Below are 23,394 nucleotides of genomic sequence, written 5' to 3' on the forward strand. Positions count from 1 at the left end.
TTTTATTTCTCCCACCGCGCGGCGAGCTTTTGCAACTCGGGCAGATAGGCGTTCTGGATTTTTGCTGCGATAACAGCGGCAGTATGGTCATCGTAGATATGCGAAGTCTGGTTGCGGGCATTCAGCATATCCAGCCAGACGCCTTCATCGTCGATCAGCTCGGCGGCGTACGCCTCACGCAGCACTTGCTTGGGGAATTGCAGGGTATTCTGCATGCCAGCGTCGAGCATATATTCCTTGAGTGCCTTCCAGCCCAGCTCAAAGGTAAATTCAAACCGCTGGATCATGCCGTCACGGACGGTGTCGTTTCGGATGTTCTGATAGTCCGTTACCGCCTCCGCCAATCGATGTGCAGCATTTACAAAGTTATCGCGTTTGGTTTTCATACAGTATCACTCCATCTCGGTCAATTTCAGCAAGCAGCTCGGGCGAGGTGTAGTCATCGACAAACACAACGTCGTATTTCAGCAGGGTCGGCAGATCGTCCATGCCGCACCAGAACCGCGTCTGATGCTCCTCCGGCATACCGAACACCGCAAGGTCAATATCACTGCGCGGACGGTTATCGCCGCGTGCGCGGGAGCCGAACAGGACGAGTTTGCGTGCACCGCAGTCCTTCGCAAGCTGTGCAAGAGCAGGTTTCAGGTCATTCATGCGGGATAGCTCCTTTTCTTAATATTCCCGTATCAGCACCTGCGGGATGCCGATGATATGGCAGCTTTCGAGGTCTACGCCTTCAATGCGGCGGGGCGGGTACGCGGGATTGAGCGGCACAAGCTTGAGCCAGTCTTCGCCGTCCACATAGTTGATGCGTTTGATGGTCATTTCGTCATCGCCGTAGCTGATCACGCCGATCTCGCCGGAGTGGTTCATGGTGGACTGACGCAGTACCAGCACGATGTCGCCGTTCTGGAACGCCGGATACATACTGTCGCCGCGCACGCGCATAGCACAGAAGTCCTCGGCTTTCCGGCCTTTGAGGTAGGCGCGCGGCACTTCGATCTTCTCGCCGGCCGCGCTCTCGTCGATGGATACGCCGTCGTAGTGCGCCGCTACGCTGGTGATGACCGGAAATGTCACTGTGTCCTCGGTGATGGTGGGGGAGGGGAGAGTTGGTGCGGTGGGTTCGTCCCAGCCCATCAATACAGAAGGTGTAACGCCGAGAATGTCAGCCAGTTTGGCAATGCGTTCATGCCGTAACGATTTAATATTTCCACTTTCCCAACGCTGCACAGTAGCTTCGGTTACGCCGATTTTTTCGGCAATCTGTGCGAGTGTAAGTCCTAATTCTTTGCGCTTTGCTTTCAAGACAGATGATATATTTCCCATAATGAGTACCTCCCTCTTATGATAAGTTAACTATATCACAGGCAAATACGTTGTGCAAGCAAAAAATGCGTTTCACGTAAAAAACTTTCGCATAACGTATTTACAAAACGGCAAGAGTGGTGTATCACAAATTTACGCAAAATGAAAGATTGGAGGTGAACGACATGGCTCATATTGATGTGCCGAAGGTGCGAGGTGGGATGGCATACTTCGCTGCATTGGAAGATCTGCCGCCTGTAGATATGGATTCCACAGGCTTGCATCACACGAAATAAACAGCTGTAATCAGGCTCTGCAGGTCGGCGCATTCGCGGCGGCCTTTTGGTGTTGTGCTTTTCTCCGCCCGCTGCCTGCGATATTTTCTTTTGTCAAGTCCGCTTGAGGGCTTGACTTTTTATTTGCAGGCTTAACAGATGCATATTTGTCTTCTCTCTGCATCTGCTTCAAATGATAGTAGAAAGTTGCACGGGGCAGTTGAGCGATTGAGAGCAGTATACTGAGTGCGTGTTTTTGCCTTAGCTTTTGAACTACCAGCGTTTTTTGTGCTGGCGTCGCTCGTCTTCCAAAACCAAGGCTTGCAAATTTTTTAGGTAGTCTACCTCCGTACGCAGCCGCTGAACCTCTGCCAGCAGATCTTCCGTTACCTCCTTCGGCAGCCGCTTTGGCGGACGGCCCTTACTGCTGCGGCCGCGCCGTTCAACGGCAAAGCCTTCCGGCCCTTCCTCCAGGTAGATTCGCTCCCATGATTCGATTCGATCTCTGCTGTTTACCTCAAATCTACGGCAGGTTTCGCTGTAACTCAATTTCTCTTCCTGCATAGTTTTAATCACCAGTTTTTTGAATTCCGGCGTATATCGTTTGTTTGGTACTCCTTTTGGCATAGAAAAACACCCCATTTCCTAACAATATACCATACTGTCTAACAAATGGGGTGCAGTTCCCGCCTGTCTTCTTGACCGGTCTTCCAATTATTCAGGTAAACGTCCTTCGTACATAATGCTCAGTTCTCCGTAAACCTGTGCCCAGTTTCGAATCGTAGCAGTCCATTTTTCAGTTACACGGTCTAAGAAAGCCAGCGCCTTCTGCTCATCAGCGGCCTGATAGATGGTTTTTAAATCCGCACCCCGGCTCGAGTAAGCTGTTGTATCTGCAGGAATTTCACTCTATGGAACACTTCAAGCAGGAGTTCATTGAATATCTGGATTACTACAACAATCGCAGGATCAAGGCAAAGCTAAAGGGCCTGCCGCCTGCAATCACAGACAGCAAGCCCTTTCGGTTGCTTGAACAATTTTTGCGTTGAATTTTTGTCTAACTTTTTGGGGTCACTTCAATCGGCTGTGCCTTTTCTTTTCTCTAATCGAGTGTTGCAGACAATGAAAAATGCAAAAAGGAACGTCATTCTCCATTTTTCATCCTCAATTCTCAATTCAGAATCTTTTCCATCTCAGAGATCATTTCATCAAACAGCTTTGTTGCGTCCTCAATCGGCTTCGGACTTGCCATATCCACGCCCGCGCCGCGCAGCAGCGTGATCGGGTCGGCAGAGCAGCCGCCGGACAGGAAGCCGAGGTAATCCTTCACCGCTGGTTCACCCTCCCGCAGAATGCGGCGCGAGAGTGCAATGGCAGCGGCGTAGCCGGTTGCGTACTGGTAAACGTAGTAATCGTAGTAGAAGTGCGGAATACGCGCCCATTCAAGCGAAATCTCTTCGTCTACGTTCATTTCCGGTCCGAAATACTGCTCGTTCAGCTTTTTGTACATCGCGCAGAGCGCTTCGGCGGTCGTGCCCTCGCCACACTGGGTCATTTCGTTGGCGGAAAGCTCGAACTCGGCGAACATGGTCTGACGGTACAGCGTGCCGCGGAACTGCTCGAGGAAGTGGTTGATGAGGTACGCGCGCTCCTTCTTATCGGTCGTGACGGATAGCAGGTACTCCATCAGCAGCGCTTCGTTGCAGGTGGATGCAACCTCAGCAACAAAGATAACGTAATCCTGATACGCGGTCGGTTGGGTCTTGTTGGACAGGTACGAGTGGATAGAGTGGCCCATCTCATGCACAAGCGTGAATACGTCGTCGAGCGTGCCCTTGAAGTTGAGCAGCACATACGGGTGTACGCGCGCACCTGCCGAGTACGCGCCCGAGCGCTTGCCCTCGTTCTCGTACACGTCGATCCAACCGTTTGCAAAGCCTTCGCGGAGCAGATTCAGGTAGTCCTCGCCGAGCGGCGCGAGCGCCTTCAGTGCGATCTCCTTGGCCTCCTCGAACGTGAATTTCATTTCCACGCCGTCCACGACCGGCACATACAGGTCGTACATGTGCAGTTCGTCCACGCTGAGCAGCTTCTTTCTCAGCGCAACATAGCGGTACATGGGCGCAAACGAGCGGTGCACCGCGTCGATTAAGTTGCGGTAAATCTCGGTCGGCACTTCATTGCCGTCAAGGGCGGCATCCAGCGTCGAGGGGTACTTGCGGACATTCGCGAAGAACAGCAGCTGCTTGAGCTGCGCGGACAGCGTTGCCGCCGAGGTGTTGCGGAACTGGCCGTAAACCGAGTACAGCGAATCGAATGCGGACTTGCGGAGCACGCGGTCGTAGGACTGCATGAGCGGGATGAACGTGCCGTGCGTGACAGGATGCGCGATGCCATCCTTGTCCACTGCGTCCGGGAATTTGAGGTCAGCGTCGTTGAGCATGGAGTAAATATCGTCCGGGCTGGCGGCCATTTCGCCTGCAGCGGCGAGAATTGCCTCCTCCTTGTCGGACAGCACATGCTCTCGACGGCGGCGGATGCGGTCGATATTCAGACGGTAAAGCTCCAGCTCAGGCGCTTCGGCGTACAGACGGTTCATGTCCTCATCGCTGATGGCGAGCAGCTCAGGGGTCTCAAACGCGGCGGCAGACTGAATTTCGACCGCGAAGCGCGTCACCTGGCTGACCATCTCCTGATACGCGGCGACGCGGGTGTCCTCATCGCTGCGGCGCTGCGCGTAGTGTACGAGCGCGTCAAACGCAAGGCTGATTTCATCATCCAGACGGAAAAAAGACAGCAGAGCAGCGCCGCTTTCGGCCAGTCTGCCGCGGAATGCGGTGATGCGCGGAAGGAACTCCTTGGCCTTCGCTAACGCGGCACGCCAGTCATCGTCGGTCGCAAACAGATCCTGAATCGCCCATTTGTCCTTTTCGGGCACATCTGCGCGGGCGGGAATTTTATTGGTTTCCATGGAAATACTTCCTTTCCGGTAGAGTTTTCTCCTCTTATTATGATACTCCAACCGCGGGATTCATGCAAGACCCTGTCGCAAAACTACCGTTTTGCCGACAAGAGGAACGGACCGTGGGCCGTTCCAGAGTCGTCCAAAAGTTCCTGTGCAGAAACTTTCTCCCTCTATAAGTCCAAAAAGTCAGGTACACGCCCTGACTTTTTTGGAATTTGCACAGCAAATTCTATTTCATACGCGCTATCGCGCGAAAAGATTCACTTGGGGATAGAAACCCTTGAATAAAAAATTATTCTTCCTCCGGCAGCGAACTGCCGTAGGTTTCGAGTGCGCGCTTGATATCATTCCATGCAAAACCGCGCCGCTGGAGTGCTGCAACGGCTTTTTCGACCTCTTTTCGATCGGAAACGTCACCGCGCAGGCGTTTTTCGAGCAGAACCAGCATTTGTGCCTCATCCGGGGAGAAGGTCTGCATAGCTGCTTCTGCGGTGTCGCGGTCTATGCCGCGGCGGGTCAGCTCCTGCCGGATGCGTGCCGCGCCGTAGCCCTTGCGCGTGTAGCCGCGCACAACGCTTTCCGCGAAAAGCTCGTCATTGAGCATGCTGCGTTCGGTTAGCCACGCAAGCGCGTAATCGGCGGCTTCCTCATCGTGCCCCTTGGCAAGCAGCTTGTCGCGCAGCATTTTCGCACTCAGTGCCCGGTAAGACAGCTGTTTTGCCGCCATATCGAGGGCTGCGCGGTATTTATCCTCGCTCATTATTCTTCGTCGAGGTCATCAAAATCGTCCGCGTCGATGGAGACCGCCTTGGAGGACGACGGACGCGGCGCCTTATCCGCAGGCTTTTCGGCCTTCTCGGTCGGCACAGCGGCGGAAGGACGTGCCGCATGGCTCTGCGCCAGCTTGCTGCGCTCCTCGGCAACCTTTTCCATGATCTGCTTCTGTACGTCATCCGCGATGTCCGGATGATCCTTGAAATACTGCTTAGCAGCATCGCGGCCCTGACCCAGACGGGTATCGCCCATGGAGAACCATGCGCCGGACTTGCTGAGGATGCCGAATTCCACGCCGAGATCGACCAGCTCGCTCGTGCGGGAAATGCCTTCGCCGTACATAATATCGAACTCAGCCTGCTTGAACGGGGGAGCGACCTTGTTTTTTACAACCTTTACACGGGTATGGCTGCCGATCAGCTCGGTGCCGTTTTTCAGATGCTCCACGCGGCGGACCTCCATGCGGACAGACGCATAGAACTTGAGCGCACGGCCGCCGGTGGTGACCTCCGGATTGCCGTAAATGACGCCGACCTTCTCACGCAGCTGGTTGATAAAGATGGCTACACACTGGCTCTTGGCGATCGAGCCGGCCAGCTTGCGCATCGCCTGACTCATCATGCGGGCATGCAGACCGACAAAGGAATCACCCATTTCGCCTTCGATTTCGGCGCGCGGCGTCAGCGCGGCAACCGAGTCGATAACCACGATATCGATCGCGCCCGAGCGCACAAGCGCTTCCGCAATGTCCAGGCCCTGCTCACCGGTGTCCGGTTGGGAGACCAGCAGGCTGTCAATGTCAACGCCAAGTGCCTTGGCGTAAACCGGGTCGAGCGCGTGCTCGGCGTCGATAAACGCAGCCGTGCCGCCCAGCTTCTGTGCCTCTGCAACGCTGTGCAGTGCAACTGTGGTCTTACCGGAGGATTCCGGTCCGTAGATCTCAATGATTCGGCCGCGCGGCAGACCGCCGATGCCGAGCGCGAGATCCAGACCGATCGAGCCGGTCGGGATGTGTTCGATGTTCATGCCGGTGTTTTCACCCAGACGCATGACCGAGCCCTTGCCGAACTGCTTTTCGATCTGACCGAGCGCAGCGGCAAGTGCTTTCTTCTTATCAGCCGCAGGAGCGACCGGTTCCAACTGCTTTTTGGTAGCCATGATAGCATTTCCTCCTGAAAAAGTTACAAATATGCAAGCCGCGGAGCGGCGGTGTATTCGGATTCGATACACCCATTATAACAGGGTGCCGATTTGAATGCAATGATTTTATCGAAAATTTGTTCGATAAAATTTGATATAAAAAATCCTGCCTTTTCAGGCAGGATTTTCAACGGGTCTTATTTACCCTGTGCGTCGATATACGCCTTCGCATGCTGCTTGAGCTTGTCGAAGGTTTCCTCGCTCAGCACATGCTCGATGCGGCACGCATCCTCAGCGGCGGTCTCAGCGTCTACGCCGAGAGCGGTGAGGAACGCGGTGAGCACGGTGTGGCGCTCGTAAATGCTGGTGGCAATCTGCATGCCGGATTCGGTCAGTCCCAGCAGACCGTTCTGGTCGATGGAAACGTAACCGTTATCGCGCAGCAGGCCAACGGCACGGCTGATGCTCGGCTTGGAAAAGCCGGTGTAGTGCGCAACGTCGATCGAGCGCACCTGTCCATTTTTCTGCGTTAGAACCAGGATGGCTTCCAGGTAGTTTTCCGCGCTTTCCTGAATTTTCAATGCACGGACCTCCTTTTTCTAAGATACTCTTTTCTGTAGGGCAGCACATGGGTTGGTCCTGCCGCGAAATTCTGTAATAGTATATCTATTTTATCATGACTTGCGTGTTTTTGCAATCTGCGTTGAACAAATTTCAAGCGGAAACAGCGGTTTGTGTTACGGCTGATCGGGCGGGAGCGGATTTTCCGGTGTATTCTGCGGCTCGGGCTGCGGTGCGGGAGCCGGCTGCTCGAACGGCTGCGGCTCGGGCATTTTGCGGTCAATGCTGCGCAGGGTGCGGTGCATGCTGAACAGCATCATAATAAATTCATAGCCGAGCCGTGCAGCAATATTTCCGACGATAAACAGCAGAATCGCCCAGAAAAAGTGGAAAAACAGCAGAATAACGCTGTAAACAGCCAGCGCAGCGACCGTCATGCAGTACAGGATTTTCAGCAGACCCTCGGTGTATGCGTGCCGGAAATTGAGAAAATCATGCAGCTTTGCCGCTGCACCATGGTAGTGATTCGGTTTGCGGACAAACAGCGTGTACAGCGCGATGCCGCCCGCAAGAATCAGTAAAAGTGCCAGAATCGGCAAAATCATTGAGAAAAGCGGTGTGTATGTATAGGTGTAAGCGTAATTCATGGTATGCACCTCTCCTTTGGAAATGGGTTGATACATTTTTAGTGTACCATATTCTTCGGGGTTGATAAAGGGAAAGTTGAATAATTGAGAATGGAAAATGGAGAATGGAGAATGTAGAATGCAGGTGAGGGGAAAATCGGTGTATTTATCAGGTGAGAATGGCGTTATCATTAAGAAACGGCGGCAATCGTGGAATTGCAGGGGCGGCCGGCGACCGCCCGCATACCGTTCAATATTACGTTCATTTTCCATTCTCCATTCTCAATTTTTCATTTCAAACCGCCTACGACCATTGCAAATTCAATCAAAATGTTGTACTCTTGATGTACCACCGAACAGGAGAGATACCATGAAAATTTTGCACACTACACCCGCGCAGGACGGGTTTTATATGCCTGCGGAGTTTGCACCGCATGAGGGCTGCCTGATGATCTGGCCGGAACGCGCCGACAGCTGGCAGTACGGCGCCTATGCGGCCCGGAAAGCCTTTCTGCGTGTAATCGAGACGATTTCCGAAAGCGAAAGCATGACCGTGCTCTGCTCGGAAGGGCAGTATGACAACGCGCGTGCGCAGCTGCCCGACCGCGTTCGTCTGGTCGTGATGGAGACTGACGATGCGTGGGCGCGTGACGTTGGCCCGACCTTTGTTATCAACGACAGGGGAGAGCGCCGCGGCATCGACTGGGGTTTTAACGCGTGGGGCGGCGATGTGGACGGCCTGTATCCCTCGTGGGAGAAGGACAACCGTGTGGCGCGCAAGTTCTGCGACATGGTCAGCAACGACGTATACGACAAACGCGATTTCATTTGCGAGGGCGGCTCCATCCACTCGGACGGCGAGGGCACCGCGCTCGTCACCGAAGCCTGCCTGCTGAGCGCGGGACGCAATCCTGATCTCACAAAGACTGAAATTGAGCAGGTTTTGTGCGATTATCTGGGCGTTTCCAAGGTGATCTGGCTGCCGCGCGGTATTTACAACGACGAGACCAACGAGCACGTTGACAACGTATGCGCTTTCACGGCTCCGGGAGAGGTTGTGCTCGCGTGGACGGACGACGAGACCGACCCGCAGTATGCGCTCTCCAAGGCCAGTCTGGATGCACTGGAAGCCGCGACCGATGCCAAGGGCCGCAGGATCAAGGTGCACAAGCTGCCGCTGCCCAAGCCGGTGACCATCACCGCAGAGGAGTGCGACGGCCTTGACCTGTGCGACGGCGAGCCGACCCGTACCCCGGGAGAGCGTCTGGCGGCAAGCTACGTCAACTTCTACATTGCGAACGAGGCTGTTGTCATGCCTGCCTTCGGCGATCCGATGGATGAAAAGGCGCAGGCTATCCTGCAGGAGCTTTTCCCGACCCGCAAGGTAGTTGCGATTCCGGCTCGCGATATCCTCATCGGCGGCGGCAATATCCACTGTGTGACCCAGCAAATCCCGAAAATCTAACAGAAAGGACGAACCAAGCGGTTCGTCCTTTATTTTGCTGTTTTTACTTGAGCAGGCCGTTATCGGTGAAATAGTCGATCTTCATCGCGTGACGGACTCGATCGAGCGTACCCTGAGCGGTCTCAGCGGCGATTTCGCTGCCCTTCTTGAGAATCTCGTAGACTTCGGGCAGGCGACCCTCCCACTGTGCACGGCGCTCACGCATGGGCGACAGCAGAGACTGCATGACGTTGTTCAGGAACTTCTTTACCTTCACATCGCCGAGTCCGCCGCGCTGGTAGTGCGCTTTCAGCTCGTCGAGGCTCTGGTAGTCCGGCAGGAATTCTGCGAAGTGCTCCGGCTGGCAGAACGCATCCAGATAGGTGAACACGGTATTGCCCTCCAGCTTGCCGGGATCCTGCACGCGGATGTGGTCCGGATCGGTGTACATGGACATGATCTTCTCACGAACGACCTCCTCCGGATCCGCAAGGTAGATGCAGTTGCCGAGCGACTTGCTCATCTTCGCCTTGCCGTCCGTGCCGGGCAGACGCATGCAGGCGTTGTTGGACGGAAGAACAATCTGCGGCATCGTCAGCGTTTCACCGTAAATCGTGTTGAACTTGTGCACGATTTCGCGGCACTGCTCGAGCATCGGCTCCTGGTCCTCGCCGACCGGAACAGCCGTAGCGTTGAATGCGGTGATGTCCGCCGCCTGACTGATCGGATAGCAGAAAAAACCGACCGGAATGCTGGCTTCAAAGTTGCGCATCTGAATCTCTGCCTTAACGGTAGGGTTGCGCTGTACACGGGACACCGTGACAAGATTCATGTAGTAGAACGTCAGCTCGGTCAGCTGCGGCACCATGGACTGGATGAAGATATTCGCCTTTTCCGGGTCAATGCCGACCGCAAGATAGTCCAGCGCGACCTTCATAATATTCTGGCGTACGCGCTCCGGGTGCTCGGCGTTGTCGGTCAGCGCCTGTGCGTCCGCAATCATGATGTAAATTTCGTCATATTTTCCGGAATTCTGCAGCTTCACGCGCTCGGCCAGTGAGCCGACGTAGTGGCCGACATGCAGGTTGCCGGTCGGGCGGTCGCCCGTAAGAATGATCTGTTTCATATCGTAAACGCTCCTTAAAATTCGTTTTTCAGACAGGTTTTCCAGTTTTCAGGCAGTTCCACGTTGGAAGAAATCCACATGGCGAACATGCCGTTGAGCATCGTCCAGTAGCGCAGAAGCCGCCATCGTGTCTCATCCTGCGGAATGCCTTGCTTTTCCGCGATAGCGACAGCCACACGGCGGAAAACGGAAAACGGCGGGTAGTTGCCCTCGATCGGCTCAAGCGAGAACGTCAGTTTCTGGGACGCATTGCGGAAATACGCGCTGAAATACGTCGGGTTGCGCATGTAAAAATCCAGATAGGCGGTGCCGAGCTGTTCCATGGTCTGCGGCAGGCTTTCGTCCAGACCGCTGAGCGTCAGCTCGAGTGTGCGCGTCAGCTCCTGCATGACATAGGCACGGCAGGCGTCGATCAGGCGCTCTTTGCTGTCAAAGTGGCGGTAGATAGCGTTGTGACTCACGCCGCACTGCGTTGCCAGCCGCCGGAGAGAAAGATTTTCGAGGCCGTCCTGCGAGATCAGCGTGACCGCTTCCTCCAGCAGCTTGCTTTTCAGATTTCCGTGATGATACTGATCGGCCATTTCCTCACCTCGTTGTTTGTTGTGATGGGTTTATTATAGTCCTTGATGTTGTCAGTGTCAACATTAAAATGTCACAACGATAACCAATTGCATTTGCGAAAAATGCGTATAAAATGACGAATTGTATTATCGTGGTGAGAATTTATCGTTGCGGTGCAAGACAGGATGTTGATGATGTACACACTGTTTTGCGGCAAAAAAACACCGATACTCTCCGGAAAAACGGAGAATATCGGTGTTTGCAGCTGCGGTTTAGTAGATTACGACAGTCGAACCAATCGGTACGTTGTTGTAAATCCAGTTGATGTCGTTGTGCTTCATGCGTACACAGCCGTGCGAAACCGGATAGCCGCTGCTGAAGTCGTATTCGGTATCGGTGCCGGGATAGCACAGGCGGGAGTGGAACGCGTAGCCGGTGCCCGGGTAGAAGCCTACAACCGGACGAACCGTGTAAGTACCGGTGGTCCAGCCTGCCTTCAGCTTGTAGCTGACGGTGGTCACGCCGACCGGAGTCGGGGTGGAGGCAGCGCCGGTGCCGACGATAAAGCTCTTGGTCAGCTTCCAGTTGCCCTTGGAGCCGGTGAATACGTTTACATGCTGATAGGCGCGGTTGATCCAGACCAGATAATTGGTGTTGCTGGAGTAGCCCTTGGCGTTGATCCAGACTTCCTTGGTGGTCTTGGAGTAATCGTTGTTGGCCGCGTAGGACGTGGTGTAGTTGCCGCGGTAAACCGAGGATACCTGCTTGAGGATAGCGGCAGCATCGCGCTGTGCATACCACTCGGCAGAGTAATTCTCGATCGGAACGGTCTTCTGGGCGTAAACCTGCTCGGTTTCGCCGGTGGACGGGTTGTTGTAGAGCAGCTTGAAGCCAATCGCCGTGCTGGTCTTCATATTCTTGGTGAAGGTGAAGGTGCTGGTGTGGCTGGAGGTCTTGTCGTTGGTCAGCTCGAAGCTGTTGTTTGTGCAGCCCTTGATCGCGGAGCCGTCCTGATACCAGATTGCAGTGCAGGTAACGCCTTCCTTTACGCCGGAGAAGCTGACCTTGGCAGTCAGCGAGCCGCCGGCCTTAACCTTATCCGGAACGGTCATCGTGATCTGAACGCCATCCAAACCGGGATCGATGTTGTCGATCGTGTGGTCGGCCTTAGCCGTTACCGTGCAGCCGACCATGCGGGTGTCTACGGTGCCGATCTTGCCGGTGCCGTCAACCGTGGTGTTCTTGCCGGCCAGAACCATCGTGCCGACCGTGCCGGACAGCGTGATGCGGTTGCCGGAGCCGCGCAGGACGGAAACGGTATCCGCGTCGCCCTTGAGCAGGATGGTGTTGTTGCTGCCGGTAATGGTGATGGCATCCGAGGTCATGCCTTCGAGCACGATGGTGCGGCCGGAAGCGGTGACCTCGATGTTGGAGACTGCGCCGCTGTAGCCAACGGAGCCGCCCTTGCCTGCGATAACAAGCGTGTTTACGGACGAAGTGTTGTCCAGCTTAACATCCGCCGTGCCTGCCGGGTCAACAGCAAGCGTGGAAATGCTAGTCTGCTTGGTGCCGTTCAGTACAGCGCGCTCCTCGCCCTTGAGGACGATGCGGTGCGAGCTGCTGACGGAATCGAGCGAAATTTCATTCGTGGGAGCGGCAAAGATCCAGTCGCCGTCTGCGACTGCGCCGGTCAGAGCGATGCTCGGATTGGTGAGTACGGTGCCGCCGGCCAGCTCGGTCGGTGCGCTGTCTGCGTTGGTGGCAGCTGCAATGCGCACGATCATGGTGACGAACTGTGCACGGGTCAGCTTGTTCGACGGAGACAGCTTGGCAGCAGAGGTACCGTTTACAACGCCCTGGCTGATCAGAGCGGCAGCAGCCTGCTTCTGCTCGGTGGTCATGGAGGAGGTATCGGTGAAGCTGCTCAGCTCATCGGTAGCGGTCTCTGCGCGGTCGTACGCGAACGCACGAGCCATCAGAACGAAAGCCTCGGCACGGGTAGCTGCAGTGTCAAAGCTGCGGTTGTCGTTTGCGGTAATCAGGCCGAGGTGGATGGCCTTGCCCAGATCCCCGCTGTACCATGCGGACTGCTGGCTGGCAGCCAGACCGGATACACTGTCGGCCTGCGTTGCGCCAAGCGCACGGTTGAGGATAACGATAGCCTCGGAACGCTTGACCGAGTTGTTCGGCATAATTTTGCCGTTGATGCCCTTCAGAAGACCCAGTTCAACACCCTTGCGCAGCGAAGCGGCAGCCCAGTGACCGTCGATGTCCGGGAAATCCGTGGTCGCCGGATCGGAAGGTGTGGTCGGGTCAGTCGGAGTCGTGGGTTCGGTGGGAGTGGTCGGAGTCGTGGGTTCGGTGGTCGTCGGAACGGCGGTCTGCTCCAGTGCAAACGGGAGCGGATCGAGCATCAGATACTGCGGCATGTACTTAGATGCACCGGCACGCAGCGGATCGGAATCGCCGCCGATCACCAGCTTGCTGTCGGAGAAGCTGTCGTCCACCAGCATGCGGAAGGTGGTGGTGCCCCAGTGGAAGGTGAGCCACTGCGCCTTGTTAGCGTCGTTCTTGCTGTCCGCAAGGTATGCCTTTACCTTGTTGTGGGCCTCGGTCAGCTTGGTCTTGCCGGAGTCGGTCAGGTCGATCTCAACGGCTTCTGCGCCGTTCTCGGTGGTTGCCTTGGCAGAGGCAAAATCTGCACGGTCGAACTGCCACTTCTCGTTCAGAAAGTCGGTCACACTGCACAGACGGCGGTCGCCCAGACGAGCGGCCCAGTAAGCGGCGGTGTTGCCGGTAGCTGTTTTCGGAATGGAAACGGTGATCACATCGCCGGAAACGGCGGCAGACGCGCCGGTCAGACCCTCAAGCTGCATGCGCTGCGAGATGATCTTCTGCGCTGCTGCCAGATCGGTCTGGAGAGCGGTGCTGTCGTACTCGCTGCCGGTGATCGGCTTGAACGCAAACGTCAGCGCGTTTGCAGCCTTGGTGGTCGCCGAATCATTTACGGCAAAAGCAGTGGTGAACAGCATCATGGCGGCCAGCAGACCGCTGAAAATGCGTTTTGTCAACTTCAAAATACTATCCCCTTTTTGACAGTTGCAGAATGCGGACATTCTGCCTTACCTTATTATCATTACCTATATTTTACGTTCCTGACCATAGCTTGTCAAGACGAGTAAGGTTTCAGTTCCGAAACATTTCGCTGTCCGCTGGGGACGGCGTACCCACGCCGAGAGGGCAAGAGGGGAGACACCTGCGGTTTCTACCCTCTTGACTCCCGTTTCCCTTGGGAGAGCACGGCGAAAATCGGAGAACTGAGACTCGCCAGGGGGAACGGCTGTACTGCTCATCTTCCGTAGGGGCGGACCAATGTGTCCGCCCATTTCTCCACCTTCATCGCTCAAGCTGTATTCGTACTGCTACACAGGCGGTTCAATTTCCGCAGGCGCAACATAACAGTGTTGCGCAACTCGTTTGCACGTTGTTGTGCATGGCACCTGCGGATTTCATCCGTTGCAGAATCTATCTTGTAGGGCGGGATGACCCCATCCCGCCGTATGTAAATGGCAGCAAATCGTAAAAAACGGCGGGGTGAGGTCACCCCGTCCTACAATATAACGCGTTAAAGACTTGTGCGGCACTGTCATGCCGCACCCTGCGTAGCTTTAACCATATGTGTAGCAGTAAGCTGTCTGTGAAATGCGAAAAGGCGGAGAAAGACACGCTGCGGTAATCTGACTGCCGTTCCCCATTTTGCAGCGGTCGCCGGTCTCTGGTCTGCGCCAGACTAAGAAACAAAAGGAAGTGGGAGTTAAGAGGGTAGAAACCATTGGTGTCTACCCTCTTGCCCCGCCGCGGGGCGCGGCGACGTTCCCGCCGTCCGCAGGCGGCGAATCCCAATATGGGGAACAGCCATCCACGCTTTACAATCTGAATACAGCATGTTATACTATAAAATAAGCATAAAAACGACCCTTTTTCAAAGGAGGAAATCACCCATGCTTTGCAAAAACTGCGGCAAGGAGCTGCCGATCGCCGGAAAATTCTGCCCCTTCTGCGGCGCAGCTGTCGAGCAGACCGGTGTCAATGACGAAACAGCTGTATTTACCACCCTGCCGGATGATATGAAGGACCCTGTTGAGACCGGTCCGATTGACACCAGCGCGTTTGACGCGGCTATGCGGGACGAAAAGCAGCAGCTTCCGGTGGACGACACGGCTGCCGATCCGCTGGCAGACACCAATCCCAATATTCCGAATCCGAACATTCCCACGCAGGCTGCCATGCATCCAATCGACACGCCGCCGGTCCGCCGTGCTGCGGGCACGCCCGAGCGCCGCACGACCTACTACAACGGTGAGGCCGATTCGAAGGACAGCGTTTACAAAAAGCCGTCCAAGGGAAAACGCGGCCTGATCATTGCGCTGGTGGTCATCATCGTGGCGGCTTTGATTGGCGGCGGTGTGTGGTATTTTACAAATTCACACAAGACCGACGAAAACCTCATCATGGCCGAAAAGTATATGGATCGCGGTGACTTCGACAAGGCGCTCGAGTATTACCAGAAGGCACAGGCGGAAGCCAAGGACCCGGCAGCTCTGGATGCGACCATTCAGCTGATCAAGGACTATCAGTCTGCCGAGGATTATGTGGGCAACGGCCAGTACACCGAGGCCATTGCGGCACTCAAGCAGCTGCAGAACCGTGTCACCGACCCGGATTCCGCGATGTACAAGGCTATCGAGGATTTGCTCGATAAGGCGCAGTCTGCCCAGTCGGACGATCAGTTCAACTCCGATCTGGACGAGGCACAGAGCTATCTGGACGATAAAAAGTACGATGCCGCCAGCGGCAAGCTGGATTCTCTGGCAAATGATGATTCGCTGACCGATGACCAGAAAAAGCAGGTCAAGGAGCTGCAGAAGCAGCTTTCCGATGCACAGCAGCAGGAAAAGCAGCAGGAAGAGAGCAGCCAGAAAAAGGCCGAGCAGCGCGATGCGTTCAGCAAAAAGATGGATGAGCTGGAAAGTGACGATCTGAAAATTTCGTCGGCAGAGAATCAGGAGGATGAGCTGGCCATGACCGCAAGCTCGTTCGAGCAATGGGATAACCTGCTGAGTGAGATGTACGACTACCTTGCGACCGTGCTCAACGCCGATCAGTACGCTTCCGAGGAGGCAAGCTACAAGCAGTGGGTGCAGGAGCGGGATTCCGGTGCGGAAAATGCCGCAAAGGAGACCGAGGATGACACCGCAAAGCAGCTTGCATCCTACAGCTTTAAGCAGAGCTACACCAAAACACACTGCTATAAGCTGCTCGATCTGATGAACTGAACACAGGAATAACGAAAAAGGACGCATCAGGCGTCCTTTTTGTTTGTCGCAAACGAGAAACAAGGGTGCAAAAAAGCGCCGCTTTCTTGCGAAAACGACGCTTTGCGTATCCTTAATTATAAAAAACGAATTGCTTACTCTGCGGTGTACGGCAGAAGAGCAATGTGACGTGCACGCTTGATAGCCTCGGTCAGCTGACGCTGATGAGCAGCGCAGGTACCGGTCATGCGGCGGGGCAGGATCTTGCCGCGCTCGGACATGTACTTCTTCAGCTTGCCGGCATCTTTATAGTCAACGTGTGCAACCTTATCTACGCAGAATGCGCATACCTTGCGACGGCGACGGCCGCGCTGCGGGCGCTCTGCACGCTCCGGACGGGGAGTAAATTCCTTCTTGGTTTCTTCCATGATCACGTAACCTCCTTCAGTTTAGAATGGGACATCGCCGTCGTCATCAGCAAGCTCCTGAAAATCCGAATCTCCTGCGGGGAGATCGAAAGCCGGAGCAACCTGGGACGCGGCAGGCTCGGGCCGCATCTGCGATCCGTTGTCATAGCCGCCAAAACCGCCCTGATTGCCTGCATTGTAGGCATCGCGGGATTTCTTCGTTTCACCGAAGGAAACCTCGTCGCAATTTACTTCGATTGCAGTGCGGTTGTTGCCGTTCTGGTCCTGCCAGCGGCGGGACTGGATACGACCGACTACGATTGCCATAGAACCCTTCGTGAACCACTGTGCAACGAACTCTGCCTGACGGCCCCATGCGACACAGTCGATGAAGTCGGTCTGGCGTTCGCCGTTCTGATCCTTGCGACCACGGTCGATCGCAAGCGAGAACGAGCACACAGCCATGTTGGACTGGGTATGGCGCAATTCGGGATCGCGGGTCAAACGACCCATCAGAATCGCCTTATTGAGCATTGGTGTTCACCGCCTTAGTCGTCCAGGCAGACGATGATGGAACGCATGATGCCGTCCGTGATCTTGTAGATACGGTCCAGCTCAGCCGGGAAATCGGGCTTGGACTCAAAACGAACCAGCGTGTAAACGCCCTCCGTCTGATCCTCGATCGGGTACGCCAGACGGCGCTTGCCCCAGTCCTCGACCTCTACGTTCGTGCCGTTCGCCTCAACGAGAGACTTGAACTTGTCCACAACAGCGGTAGCCGCTGCCTCTTCCAGCTTGGGGTTAACGATGAAGATAGTCTCGTACTTGCCAGAAATCTTTGCCATATTCTTAGCACCTCCTTTTGGACTTTTGGCCCACATCCTTTGATGTGAGCAAGGATACTATACCATTATAACGGATACACGGAGAATGTCAAGAAAAATTTCAAAAAAATATTGACGAACTTTCAAAAGCATGATATACTGAGAACACTGTGAACGAGAAAAGACTCGTTCCGGCAGCAAATAGCTGCTTGTGTGGCTCAGTTGGTAGAGCAGCGCATTCGTAATGCGCAGGTCGCCGGTTCGAGTCCGGCCACAAGCTCCAAAATGTGTTGATGAAAGATGCAGCACCGAAAACACCGCACGAAAGTGCGGTGTTTTTTGCATATTTAACGCCGTTTCACGCAGGGAAAAGTTCGAAAAAAACGCTTTTTCCGGAAAATCAGTTTTTCCACGCGAGAGGCGACATTTCAGAGATGCAGCGAAACTCTTTTATGGTCTGGTGTGACTCGAACACCAAGGCTGAAAAACAAAGAAAACCAGCAGCCGCTGTATCACCCGCCCCTCTTCTGGCATGTGAGGCAGCGGCTTTTCCTATCAGATGGGAGTCGGACACATAATCTGAAGTGGGCTCTATAACCTAATTGAAAAGAAAACGTTATACTTGATATGGACTTTTCCTGCTGAGTCGGTTACCATATTAAGTGTTCCGTGCGGCAGGTTCAGCTTTGTCCCGCAAGGATCGATGAAAGGAAAGGCAAAATCAATTATGAAACTGAAAAGAAATTCCCTGACCACGCTTCTGGTGGTCAGCTTCCTCCTCATGGCACTCTCAGGCTGCGGGCAGCAAGCCGAGCCGGATTCAGCGCAGCCGCCGCTGGAAACCGTAACGTACTCCAATCTGACGGACGCGGACTCGCGCAAGCTGCTCACCGAAGCGCTTGCAGATGCGAATGTGGATGAGACCCGAACGAAGCTGCTGCTGGACCGCGTGGATCAGTTCAATGCCAGCGTCAAGAGCGAATGGCTGACAGGCGGGTTTGAGAGCGCCGCTACCACCGAGACCAGATATGACCCCTATGAGATGCAAGATCTGTGGACGGAGAAGAACGGCAGCTTCCCAGGCTATAACTGCCGGATCACGGCCTTCAGTCTGTTCGGTGAGTTCGTCACCGCCGGAGTAGATCAGCCGGAAACGCAGGGCGAGGACTCCCTCTTTATGGATCTTGAAACGCTGGCCGCAGATCCCGCCGTTCTCTGCGGAGACAGCACGTCCAAGTTCTGCGCATTGTTTGCACCGGTAACTGCCGCAGATACCACGGAGGTGGCGGATCAGGTCAAAGCGCTTCAGGCGGGCTGGTCGGAGCGCGGGATTTCCTTTGAAGACAGCTCTGCCCGTCTGATCTCCGTTGTCCTCCATGACCGATTTGCGAATACGGACAATACGCTGTTCATCGGGCACGTGGGCGTATTACTGCCGGCAGAGGACGGAAGTCTGTACTTCATTGAAAAGGTCGCCTTTCAGGAGCCGTACCGCCTGGTAAAGATTCAGAACAGAACCGAACTGAGCGATTATCTGATGGAAAAATACGATACTGCATGGGGACAGGATACGACACGTTCCTTCATCATGGAAAATGATGAACTTATGGATGGATACCGCCCAAATCCGTTGGACAGCGCGTCATAAGCAGCACATAGGGCAGGAAGCCTGCTTCTTCGGAAACAGACTTCCTGCTTCCTTTTATACCCCCACGTAGCCCCCCTGTCGCGCCCTGTGTGGCCGATAAAGCAGACACTGCGGATACGGACACCCCCTGAGCAGAAAGCGCCGTGTAAGTCCGCAAACGCCGAAGTAAAAAAACAAATCACACATGGAGAAAGCCGCCCTGGGCATCTGAGATCATCAGATGCCCAGGGCGGCTTTTTGCGTTGCCTGGCGAACGCCCGAATATACCAGAGATGGAAAAACGGCACTGACCCGCAATGTCATGTATTCGGACGGCACTCTGCTCGGCGGTGAGGGGAAAGGTATTATTCTGGATGGTACCCCGGTAAGGATGCCTACTACACCGGCTACCACTGGACCAAGGCAATGTGTGATACCTGCGGCACCATGAACAGCAATGGCGGCATCAACGGCTATGGCTTTGGCCGCAATGTGTACAACCTGTACGATTGTGCTGCCGAGTTCATGGAAGATCTGGATAAGCGCGTAACATATGAGTACGCAGATGACACCTACCACATCGTCACTACCAAAGGCGGCTCCTACTGCTGTTTCTGCTATGGTACGATCTATGAGTCCAGCTCTAAGCTGGAGCGCCACAGCATGGTAACAGAAGTGCTGCCCCAGCCGGCGAATGGCCGCTTTGCAGTGGTGGAGAAGTGTAGCCTGTGCGACTATTGCTGCACAAGGGGCTGGATGACGGTGCTGAACGCCTGCGGGCCCAGCTCCGGGATACAGCGCAGCAAGGACGCCGGGATGAGTACGGTGGCGACGATATCGAGGATACCGCGGTCAGCGGCTCCAAGCGAGCCGCCGCGGAACTGTTGAAGCAGCGCAAGGAGAAAGTCACAGAGCAGCCGAGCAATCCTGCCCGGAATGGCGCGTCAGCACCAGATGCACACAGGAATGAAAGTCCCATCATCCGAACCAAAGATACAGAGTTTGCAGAAACCCAAACGCCTGCTGCGACGCCCCAGGCACAAGCGCGTCGCGCTGCGATGCAGAAAGCGGCAGCTGTCAAGACGAAGGACACCTATATCGAAACACAGGTGAAAACCAGTGTCACAGAAGCACCGGAGCCACAGCGGCAAGGACAGCGGGCATTCGTCCGGGAACAGGGACGCAAGACGATGCGGCAGACGAGGCTTCGGCAGACGGAGCAGAACAGACGGCTTCGGAATACATCACCAGGTCTCGACACTTCGGAAACGATCGGTACAGCACAAAATGCGGAGGATCTTTCACACAAAAGTATTAAAGAGAGGACCAGTATTCCGTTTCCGAAAGATTCTCAAAAAGCGCTTTTGAAGAAAGACGGGCAGGCTGAACATTCCGTGCAGAAGACCGCGCAGGCGGCAGGCAGGGCGCTTCGCGCGATCCTCGCCGCTGCCCGCAGTCTGCTTGCCGCCATGATGGCAGGCGGCAGTACGGTGGTGTCTATGGTGCTGGTGATCTGCCTCATAGGGCTTTTGATCGCCTCACCCTTCGGCATTTTCTTCTCTGGTGAGGACAGCGGCACAGGATATACCATGCCGGAAGCTGTCCGTACATTGAATGGAGAGTTTACTGACCGGATCGGGAAGATCAAGGCGGAGAATCCGCATGATGAATTGGATATGGACAATGCCGGCAATGCGGCGATGATCGCTAACTGGCGGGATGTGCTGGCCATCTATGCGGTGAGGACGACTACGGATGATACCTCGCCGGATGAAGTCGCCACGCTGACGGCAGAAAAACTGGACATCCTGCGTCAGATCTTCTGGGATATGAACGCCATCTCTTATTGGGTGGAAACCGTCTCCGGTGATGAAGATGAAAGCGATACCGTTATCCTGCACATCACTGTCACAGTCAAGGATCATCTGCAAATGGCGGACGAGTATCGGTTCAACACCGAGCGGCGCAAGCTGTTGGGAGAACTGATGCAGCCGGAGTATCAGGAGCTGTTCATGGCGCTGACCGGCAGTTATCAGGATATCGACCTGTCTCCGGAAGAGATCCAGGAGATTATCAAAAAGCTCCCCACCGATCTCAGCGAGGAGCGCAAGCAGGTGGTGTTGACTGCGTATCAGCTCTTGGGAAAGGTCAATTACTTCTGGGGTGGAAAGAGCCTTGTGCTTGGATGGGACTCTCGCTGGGGAACGCCTATGGAGGTGACAGCCGCAGGCAGCTCCAGCAGCGGTACCGTGCGTCCGTTCGGCTTAGATTGTTCGGGGTTTGTCGATTGGGTATTCTACAACCAGTCTGGCGGCAGCTATATCATCGGCCATGGTGGAGGGGCGTCTGCCCAGCACAGCTACTGCACACCCATCAGTTGGAACAATGCCAAGCCGGGCGACCTCGTCTTTTATCCTGGCGACAGTCATGTGGAGATCGTCTGCGGCTTCGACAGCAGCGGAAATATCCTCATCATCCACTGCGCCAGCAGCTCCGATAATGTGGTGGTGACTGGAAAGATCGGCTTTACTATGATCGGCAGACCGAGATATTTTACGGAATGAGAACTATGCTCGCAGCAAAGCAGATATGGTAAGGGTGCGTCAGTTCTGCATGGCAGACATCTACAAGGTCACTGAGATATCATTCGCATGGTAATCCGAATCGTATCCAAACGGTAGCCTAAATGCCGCACAAGCAGCTATACAATATAGACCTTGCCATTTTGAGGCGCCTGTTTGGATAAAACTGTCACACCTTCAAAATAAAGTGGCTTTTATGAAAGTCAAGCAGGCCCTCATCCCGCATTTTGCCAAGTTCCATAGACAGTCCGCTGCGCTCCACGCCGAGATAATCCGCAAGCTGCTGACGAGAGAACGGAATGTCGAACTCATAGCTGTCCCGGCGCTGTGACTCTGCGGAAAAATAGGACAGCAGCTTTGCGCGCGTCGTGCGCTGGCCCATGTGGGTGAGCTTTTCGTTGAGCCGCAGGTTCTTCTCCGCCAGCTCGCTCAGCAGGTTGCGGATGATTCGGTTATGATGGGAGCAGGCGGAGGGGCACATGCTCAAAACGCGCTTTATATGCAAAAACATCACCGTCACCGCGCTTTCCGCTTCCACGCTCACATTGAGAACCGCTCCCGGCGCGCAGGCGAACACCTCCGCGAAGGTCTGCCCCGGTCCGGACTTGGAGAGAATGTTGCGGTTCCCCCAGATGTCCTCCTGCACAATAAGGGCGCTGCCTGCCAGCACAAGCCCCACTTCATCCACCGCGTCTCCGGCGCGGAGCAGGCGGGAGCCTTTGGGAAAGGCATCGATTCTCGCACCAAGGCAGGAGAGCACGGCGGCAAGTTCCTCGTCGGAAATGCCGGAGAAAAGCGCCGCCGTATGGAGCACCGGGAAAAATTCTTTCATAAACAATCCTCTTTCGTTGAAAATTCAACCGACTTGCTGATTTGATTTTAGTATAATCAAGCCACAAAAGCAAGGAGGCATTGCAATGAAACGACGGATCATCGAGATCGACGAAAATAAATGCAACGGCTGCGGCGCCTGCGCTGCCGCCTGCTACGAGGGCGCCATCGCCATGGTGGACGGCAAGGCGCGGCTCATGCGGGACGATTACTGCGACGGGCTGGGGGACTGCCTGCCTACCTGCCCAACCGGGGCCATCACCTTTGTAGAGCGGGAGGCGGCGGCCTATGACGAGCAGGCCGTCATGGAAAATAAGCAGCGGAAAATGCGGAAAGAGGGCATGACCCTGCCCTGCGGCTGCCCCGGCAGCCAGTCCCGGAATATTCAGCGTCAGGACGCGCCCGCCGTGGAAACGCCGCAAGCCCAGCAGATGAGCCGCCTTTCCCAGTGGCCGGTGCAGATCAAGCTGGTGCCGGTGAACACTCCGTATTTTGACGGCGCGCGGCTGCTCATTGCCGCCGACTGCACCGCTTACGCCTACGCCGCCTTTCATGAGCGGTTTATCAAGGGGCACATCACGCTAGTGGGCTGTCCCAAGCTGGACAGCGTGGACTATTCCGAAAAGCTGACCGAGATCATCCGGGAGAACAACATCAAAAGCGTCACCGTTGTGCGGATGGAGGTGCCCTGCTGCGGCGGGCTGGAACTGGCGGCGAAAAAGGCGCTCCAGCAGAGCGGAAAATTCATTCCGTGGCAGGTAGTCACCGTGACAGTGGACGGCCGGTTGGTGGAAGAATAACAAAATCATTAGAAAAAGAAAGGAAAAAGCAAAATGAAGTATGTATGCAGTATTTGTGGTTGGGAATACGACGAAAGCGCAGGTTACCCGGAGGGCGGTATCGCGCCGGGAACGCCTTGGAGCGAGGTGCCGGAGGATTTTGAGTGCCCCCTGTGCGGCGTGGGTAAGGATTCCTTCGAGGAGGCGTGAGCTTCTGATAAAAAGGACATGATTTGAACCGAATAGGAG

Annotated in this window: 23 protein-coding genes, 1 tRNA gene and 2 pseudogenes; 9 read left to right on the top strand and 17 right to left on the bottom strand. The window is 55.1% G+C overall.

Going from position 1 to position 23,394, the window contains the following annotated elements:
• Positions 1-2: 2 nt before the first annotated feature.
• The 5 genes and pseudogenes from DWZ82_RS15585 to DWZ82_RS16040 all read right to left on the bottom strand — a co-directional run.
• Positions 3-386: a nucleotidyltransferase substrate binding protein gene (locus DWZ82_RS15585; protein ID WP_116705360.1), complete on the bottom strand. Its 384-nt coding sequence runs from the start codon at positions 384-386 to the stop codon at positions 3-5.
• Positions 367-654: a nucleotidyltransferase family protein gene (locus DWZ82_RS15590; protein WP_118479818.1), complete on the bottom strand. Its 288-nt coding sequence runs from the start codon at positions 652-654 to the stop codon at positions 367-369. Before DWZ82_RS15590 ends, DWZ82_RS15585 begins: the two co-directional genes overlap by 20 nt.
• 18 nt (positions 655-672) lie before the next feature.
• Positions 673-1,329, bottom strand: coding sequence for a LexA family protein (locus DWZ82_RS07315; protein WP_117752406.1), 657 nt, complete (start codon positions 1,327-1,329; stop codon positions 673-675).
• 527 nt (positions 1,330-1,856) lie between these two features.
• Positions 1,857-2,210 (bottom strand): helix-turn-helix domain-containing protein, encoded by a 354-nt coding sequence (locus DWZ82_RS07320; protein ID WP_118479820.1) that lies wholly within the window; start codon positions 2,208-2,210, stop codon positions 1,857-1,859.
• A gap of 87 nt (positions 2,211-2,297) precedes the next feature.
• Positions 2,298-2,444: pseudogene (locus DWZ82_RS16040) on the bottom strand (IS256 family transposase); the annotation flags it as partial.
• Positions 2,445-2,461: 17 nt separating this feature from the next.
• On the opposite strand from DWZ82_RS16040, the pseudogene DWZ82_RS07325 reads away from it, so the two are divergent.
• Positions 2,462-2,632 (top strand): annotated as a pseudogene (locus tag DWZ82_RS07325) (IS3 family transposase); the annotation flags it as partial.
• Positions 2,633-2,754: 122 nt separating this feature from the next.
• Here the strand turns inward: DWZ82_RS07325 and pepF are convergent.
• From pepF to DWZ82_RS07350, 5 genes are all read right to left on the bottom strand, one after another.
• Positions 2,755-4,554, bottom strand: coding sequence for an oligoendopeptidase F (gene pepF / locus DWZ82_RS07330; RefSeq protein WP_118479823.1), 1,800 nt, complete (start codon positions 4,552-4,554; stop codon positions 2,755-2,757).
• Positions 4,555-4,840: 286 nt separating this feature from the next.
• Positions 4,841-5,308 (bottom strand): regulatory protein RecX, encoded by a 468-nt coding sequence (locus DWZ82_RS07335; RefSeq protein ID WP_118479825.1) that lies wholly within the window; start codon positions 5,306-5,308, stop codon positions 4,841-4,843.
• A complete protein-coding gene (gene recA / locus DWZ82_RS07340; protein WP_118479827.1) occupies positions 5,308-6,480 on the bottom strand; it encodes a recombinase RecA in 1,173 nt (390 codons plus the stop codon). The genes DWZ82_RS07335 and recA overlap by 1 nt, the downstream gene beginning before the upstream one ends.
• A gap of 179 nt (positions 6,481-6,659) precedes the next feature.
• Positions 6,660-7,043 (bottom strand): metal-dependent transcriptional regulator, encoded by a 384-nt coding sequence (locus DWZ82_RS07345; protein ID WP_110435666.1) that lies wholly within the window; start codon positions 7,041-7,043, stop codon positions 6,660-6,662.
• Positions 7,044-7,199: 156 nt separating this feature from the next.
• Positions 7,200-7,670 carry a DUF4282 domain-containing protein gene (locus DWZ82_RS07350; RefSeq protein WP_118479829.1) on the bottom strand — a complete coding sequence of 157 codons (471 nt, stop codon included), beginning with the start codon at positions 7,668-7,670 and terminating at the stop codon, positions 7,200-7,202.
• Positions 7,671-8,019: 349 nt separating this feature from the next.
• Here DWZ82_RS07350 and aguA point away from each other — a divergent pair, with 349 nt between their 5' ends.
• Positions 8,020-9,114 carry an agmatine deiminase gene (gene aguA / locus DWZ82_RS07355; protein ID WP_118479831.1) on the top strand — a complete coding sequence of 365 codons (1,095 nt, stop codon included), beginning with the start codon at positions 8,020-8,022 and terminating at the stop codon, positions 9,112-9,114.
• 43 nt (positions 9,115-9,157) lie between these two features.
• Here aguA and trpS read toward each other — a convergent pair whose 3' ends face one another.
• The 3 genes from trpS to DWZ82_RS07370 all read right to left on the bottom strand — a co-directional run bounded on the left by trpS (position 9,158) and on the right by DWZ82_RS07370 (position 13,857).
• Positions 9,158-10,219, bottom strand: a complete 1,062-nt coding sequence (gene trpS, locus DWZ82_RS07360; protein ID WP_118479833.1) for a tryptophan--tRNA ligase — start codon at positions 10,217-10,219, stop codon at positions 9,158-9,160.
• Positions 10,220-10,233: 14 nt separating this feature from the next.
• Positions 10,234-10,800 carry a TetR/AcrR family transcriptional regulator gene (locus tag DWZ82_RS07365; protein ID WP_110435644.1) on the bottom strand — a complete coding sequence of 189 codons (567 nt, stop codon included), beginning with the start codon at positions 10,798-10,800 and terminating at the stop codon, positions 10,234-10,236.
• Positions 10,801-11,052: 252 nt separating this feature from the next.
• Positions 11,053-13,857 carry a L,D-transpeptidase family protein gene (locus DWZ82_RS07370; protein ID WP_158575124.1) on the bottom strand — a complete coding sequence of 935 codons (2,805 nt, stop codon included), beginning with the start codon at positions 13,855-13,857 and terminating at the stop codon, positions 11,053-11,055.
• A 924-nt stretch (positions 13,858-14,781) separates the two neighbouring features.
• Here DWZ82_RS07370 and DWZ82_RS07375 point away from each other — a divergent pair.
• Positions 14,782-16,116 (top strand): zinc ribbon domain-containing protein, encoded by a 1,335-nt coding sequence (locus tag DWZ82_RS07375; RefSeq protein WP_118479837.1) that lies wholly within the window; start codon positions 14,782-14,784, stop codon positions 16,114-16,116.
• 134 nt (positions 16,117-16,250) lie between these two features.
• Here DWZ82_RS07375 and rpsR read toward each other — a convergent pair whose 3' ends face one another.
• Genes rpsR through rpsF form a run of 3 tightly spaced genes read right to left on the bottom strand, consistent with a single transcriptional unit; the run spans position 16,251 to position 17,347 of the window.
• Positions 16,251-16,523 (bottom strand): 30S ribosomal protein S18, encoded by a 273-nt coding sequence (rpsR, locus tag DWZ82_RS07380; RefSeq protein WP_110435641.1) that lies wholly within the window; start codon positions 16,521-16,523, stop codon positions 16,251-16,253.
• Between the two features lie 21 nt (positions 16,524-16,544).
• Positions 16,545-17,036: a single-stranded DNA-binding protein gene (locus DWZ82_RS07385; protein WP_110435640.1), complete on the bottom strand. Its 492-nt coding sequence runs from the start codon at positions 17,034-17,036 to the stop codon at positions 16,545-16,547.
• Positions 17,037-17,050: 14 nt separating this feature from the next.
• A complete protein-coding gene (gene rpsF / locus DWZ82_RS07390; RefSeq protein ID WP_110435639.1) occupies positions 17,051-17,347 on the bottom strand; it encodes a 30S ribosomal protein S6 in 297 nt (98 codons plus the stop codon).
• A gap of 186 nt (positions 17,348-17,533) precedes the next feature.
• Here rpsF and DWZ82_RS07395 point away from each other — a divergent pair.
• From DWZ82_RS07395 to DWZ82_RS07405, 4 genes are all read left to right on the top strand, one after another.
• Positions 17,534-17,609 (top strand) — tRNA-Thr (locus DWZ82_RS07395).
• Positions 17,610-18,053: 444 nt separating this feature from the next.
• Positions 18,054-18,974, top strand: coding sequence for a DUF4300 family protein (locus DWZ82_RS07400; protein ID WP_243022907.1), 921 nt, complete (start codon positions 18,054-18,056; stop codon positions 18,972-18,974).
• Positions 18,975-19,379: 405 nt separating this feature from the next.
• Positions 19,380-19,841, top strand: a complete 462-nt coding sequence (locus DWZ82_RS14975) for a hypothetical protein (RefSeq protein ID WP_147356915.1) — start codon at positions 19,380-19,382, stop codon at positions 19,839-19,841.
• Positions 19,842-20,347: 506 nt separating this feature from the next.
• Positions 20,348-21,517, top strand: coding sequence for a C40 family peptidase (locus DWZ82_RS07405; RefSeq protein WP_158575126.1), 1,170 nt, complete (start codon positions 20,348-20,350; stop codon positions 21,515-21,517).
• A 187-nt stretch (positions 21,518-21,704) separates the two neighbouring features.
• Here DWZ82_RS07405 and DWZ82_RS07410 read toward each other — a convergent pair whose 3' ends face one another.
• On the bottom strand, positions 21,705-22,367 hold the full coding sequence (locus DWZ82_RS07410) for a Crp/Fnr family transcriptional regulator (RefSeq protein WP_118479841.1): 663 nt from the start codon (positions 22,365-22,367) through the stop codon (positions 21,705-21,707).
• Between the two features lie 85 nt (positions 22,368-22,452).
• Here DWZ82_RS07410 and DWZ82_RS07415 point away from each other — a divergent pair, with 85 nt between their 5' ends.
• Positions 22,453-23,166, top strand: a complete 714-nt coding sequence (locus DWZ82_RS07415; protein ID WP_118479843.1) for an ATP-binding protein — start codon at positions 22,453-22,455, stop codon at positions 23,164-23,166.
• 33 nt (positions 23,167-23,199) lie between these two features.
• Positions 23,200-23,355: a rubredoxin gene (locus DWZ82_RS07420; protein WP_118479845.1), complete on the top strand. Its 156-nt coding sequence runs from the start codon at positions 23,200-23,202 to the stop codon at positions 23,353-23,355.
• The last annotated feature ends 39 nt before the right edge of the window (positions 23,356-23,394 follow it).

The organism is Butyricicoccus sp. AF35-5AC (genome assembly GCF_003477715.1).
Lineage (GTDB): Bacteria > Bacillota > Clostridia > Oscillospirales > Butyricicoccaceae > Agathobaculum > Agathobaculum butyriciproducens.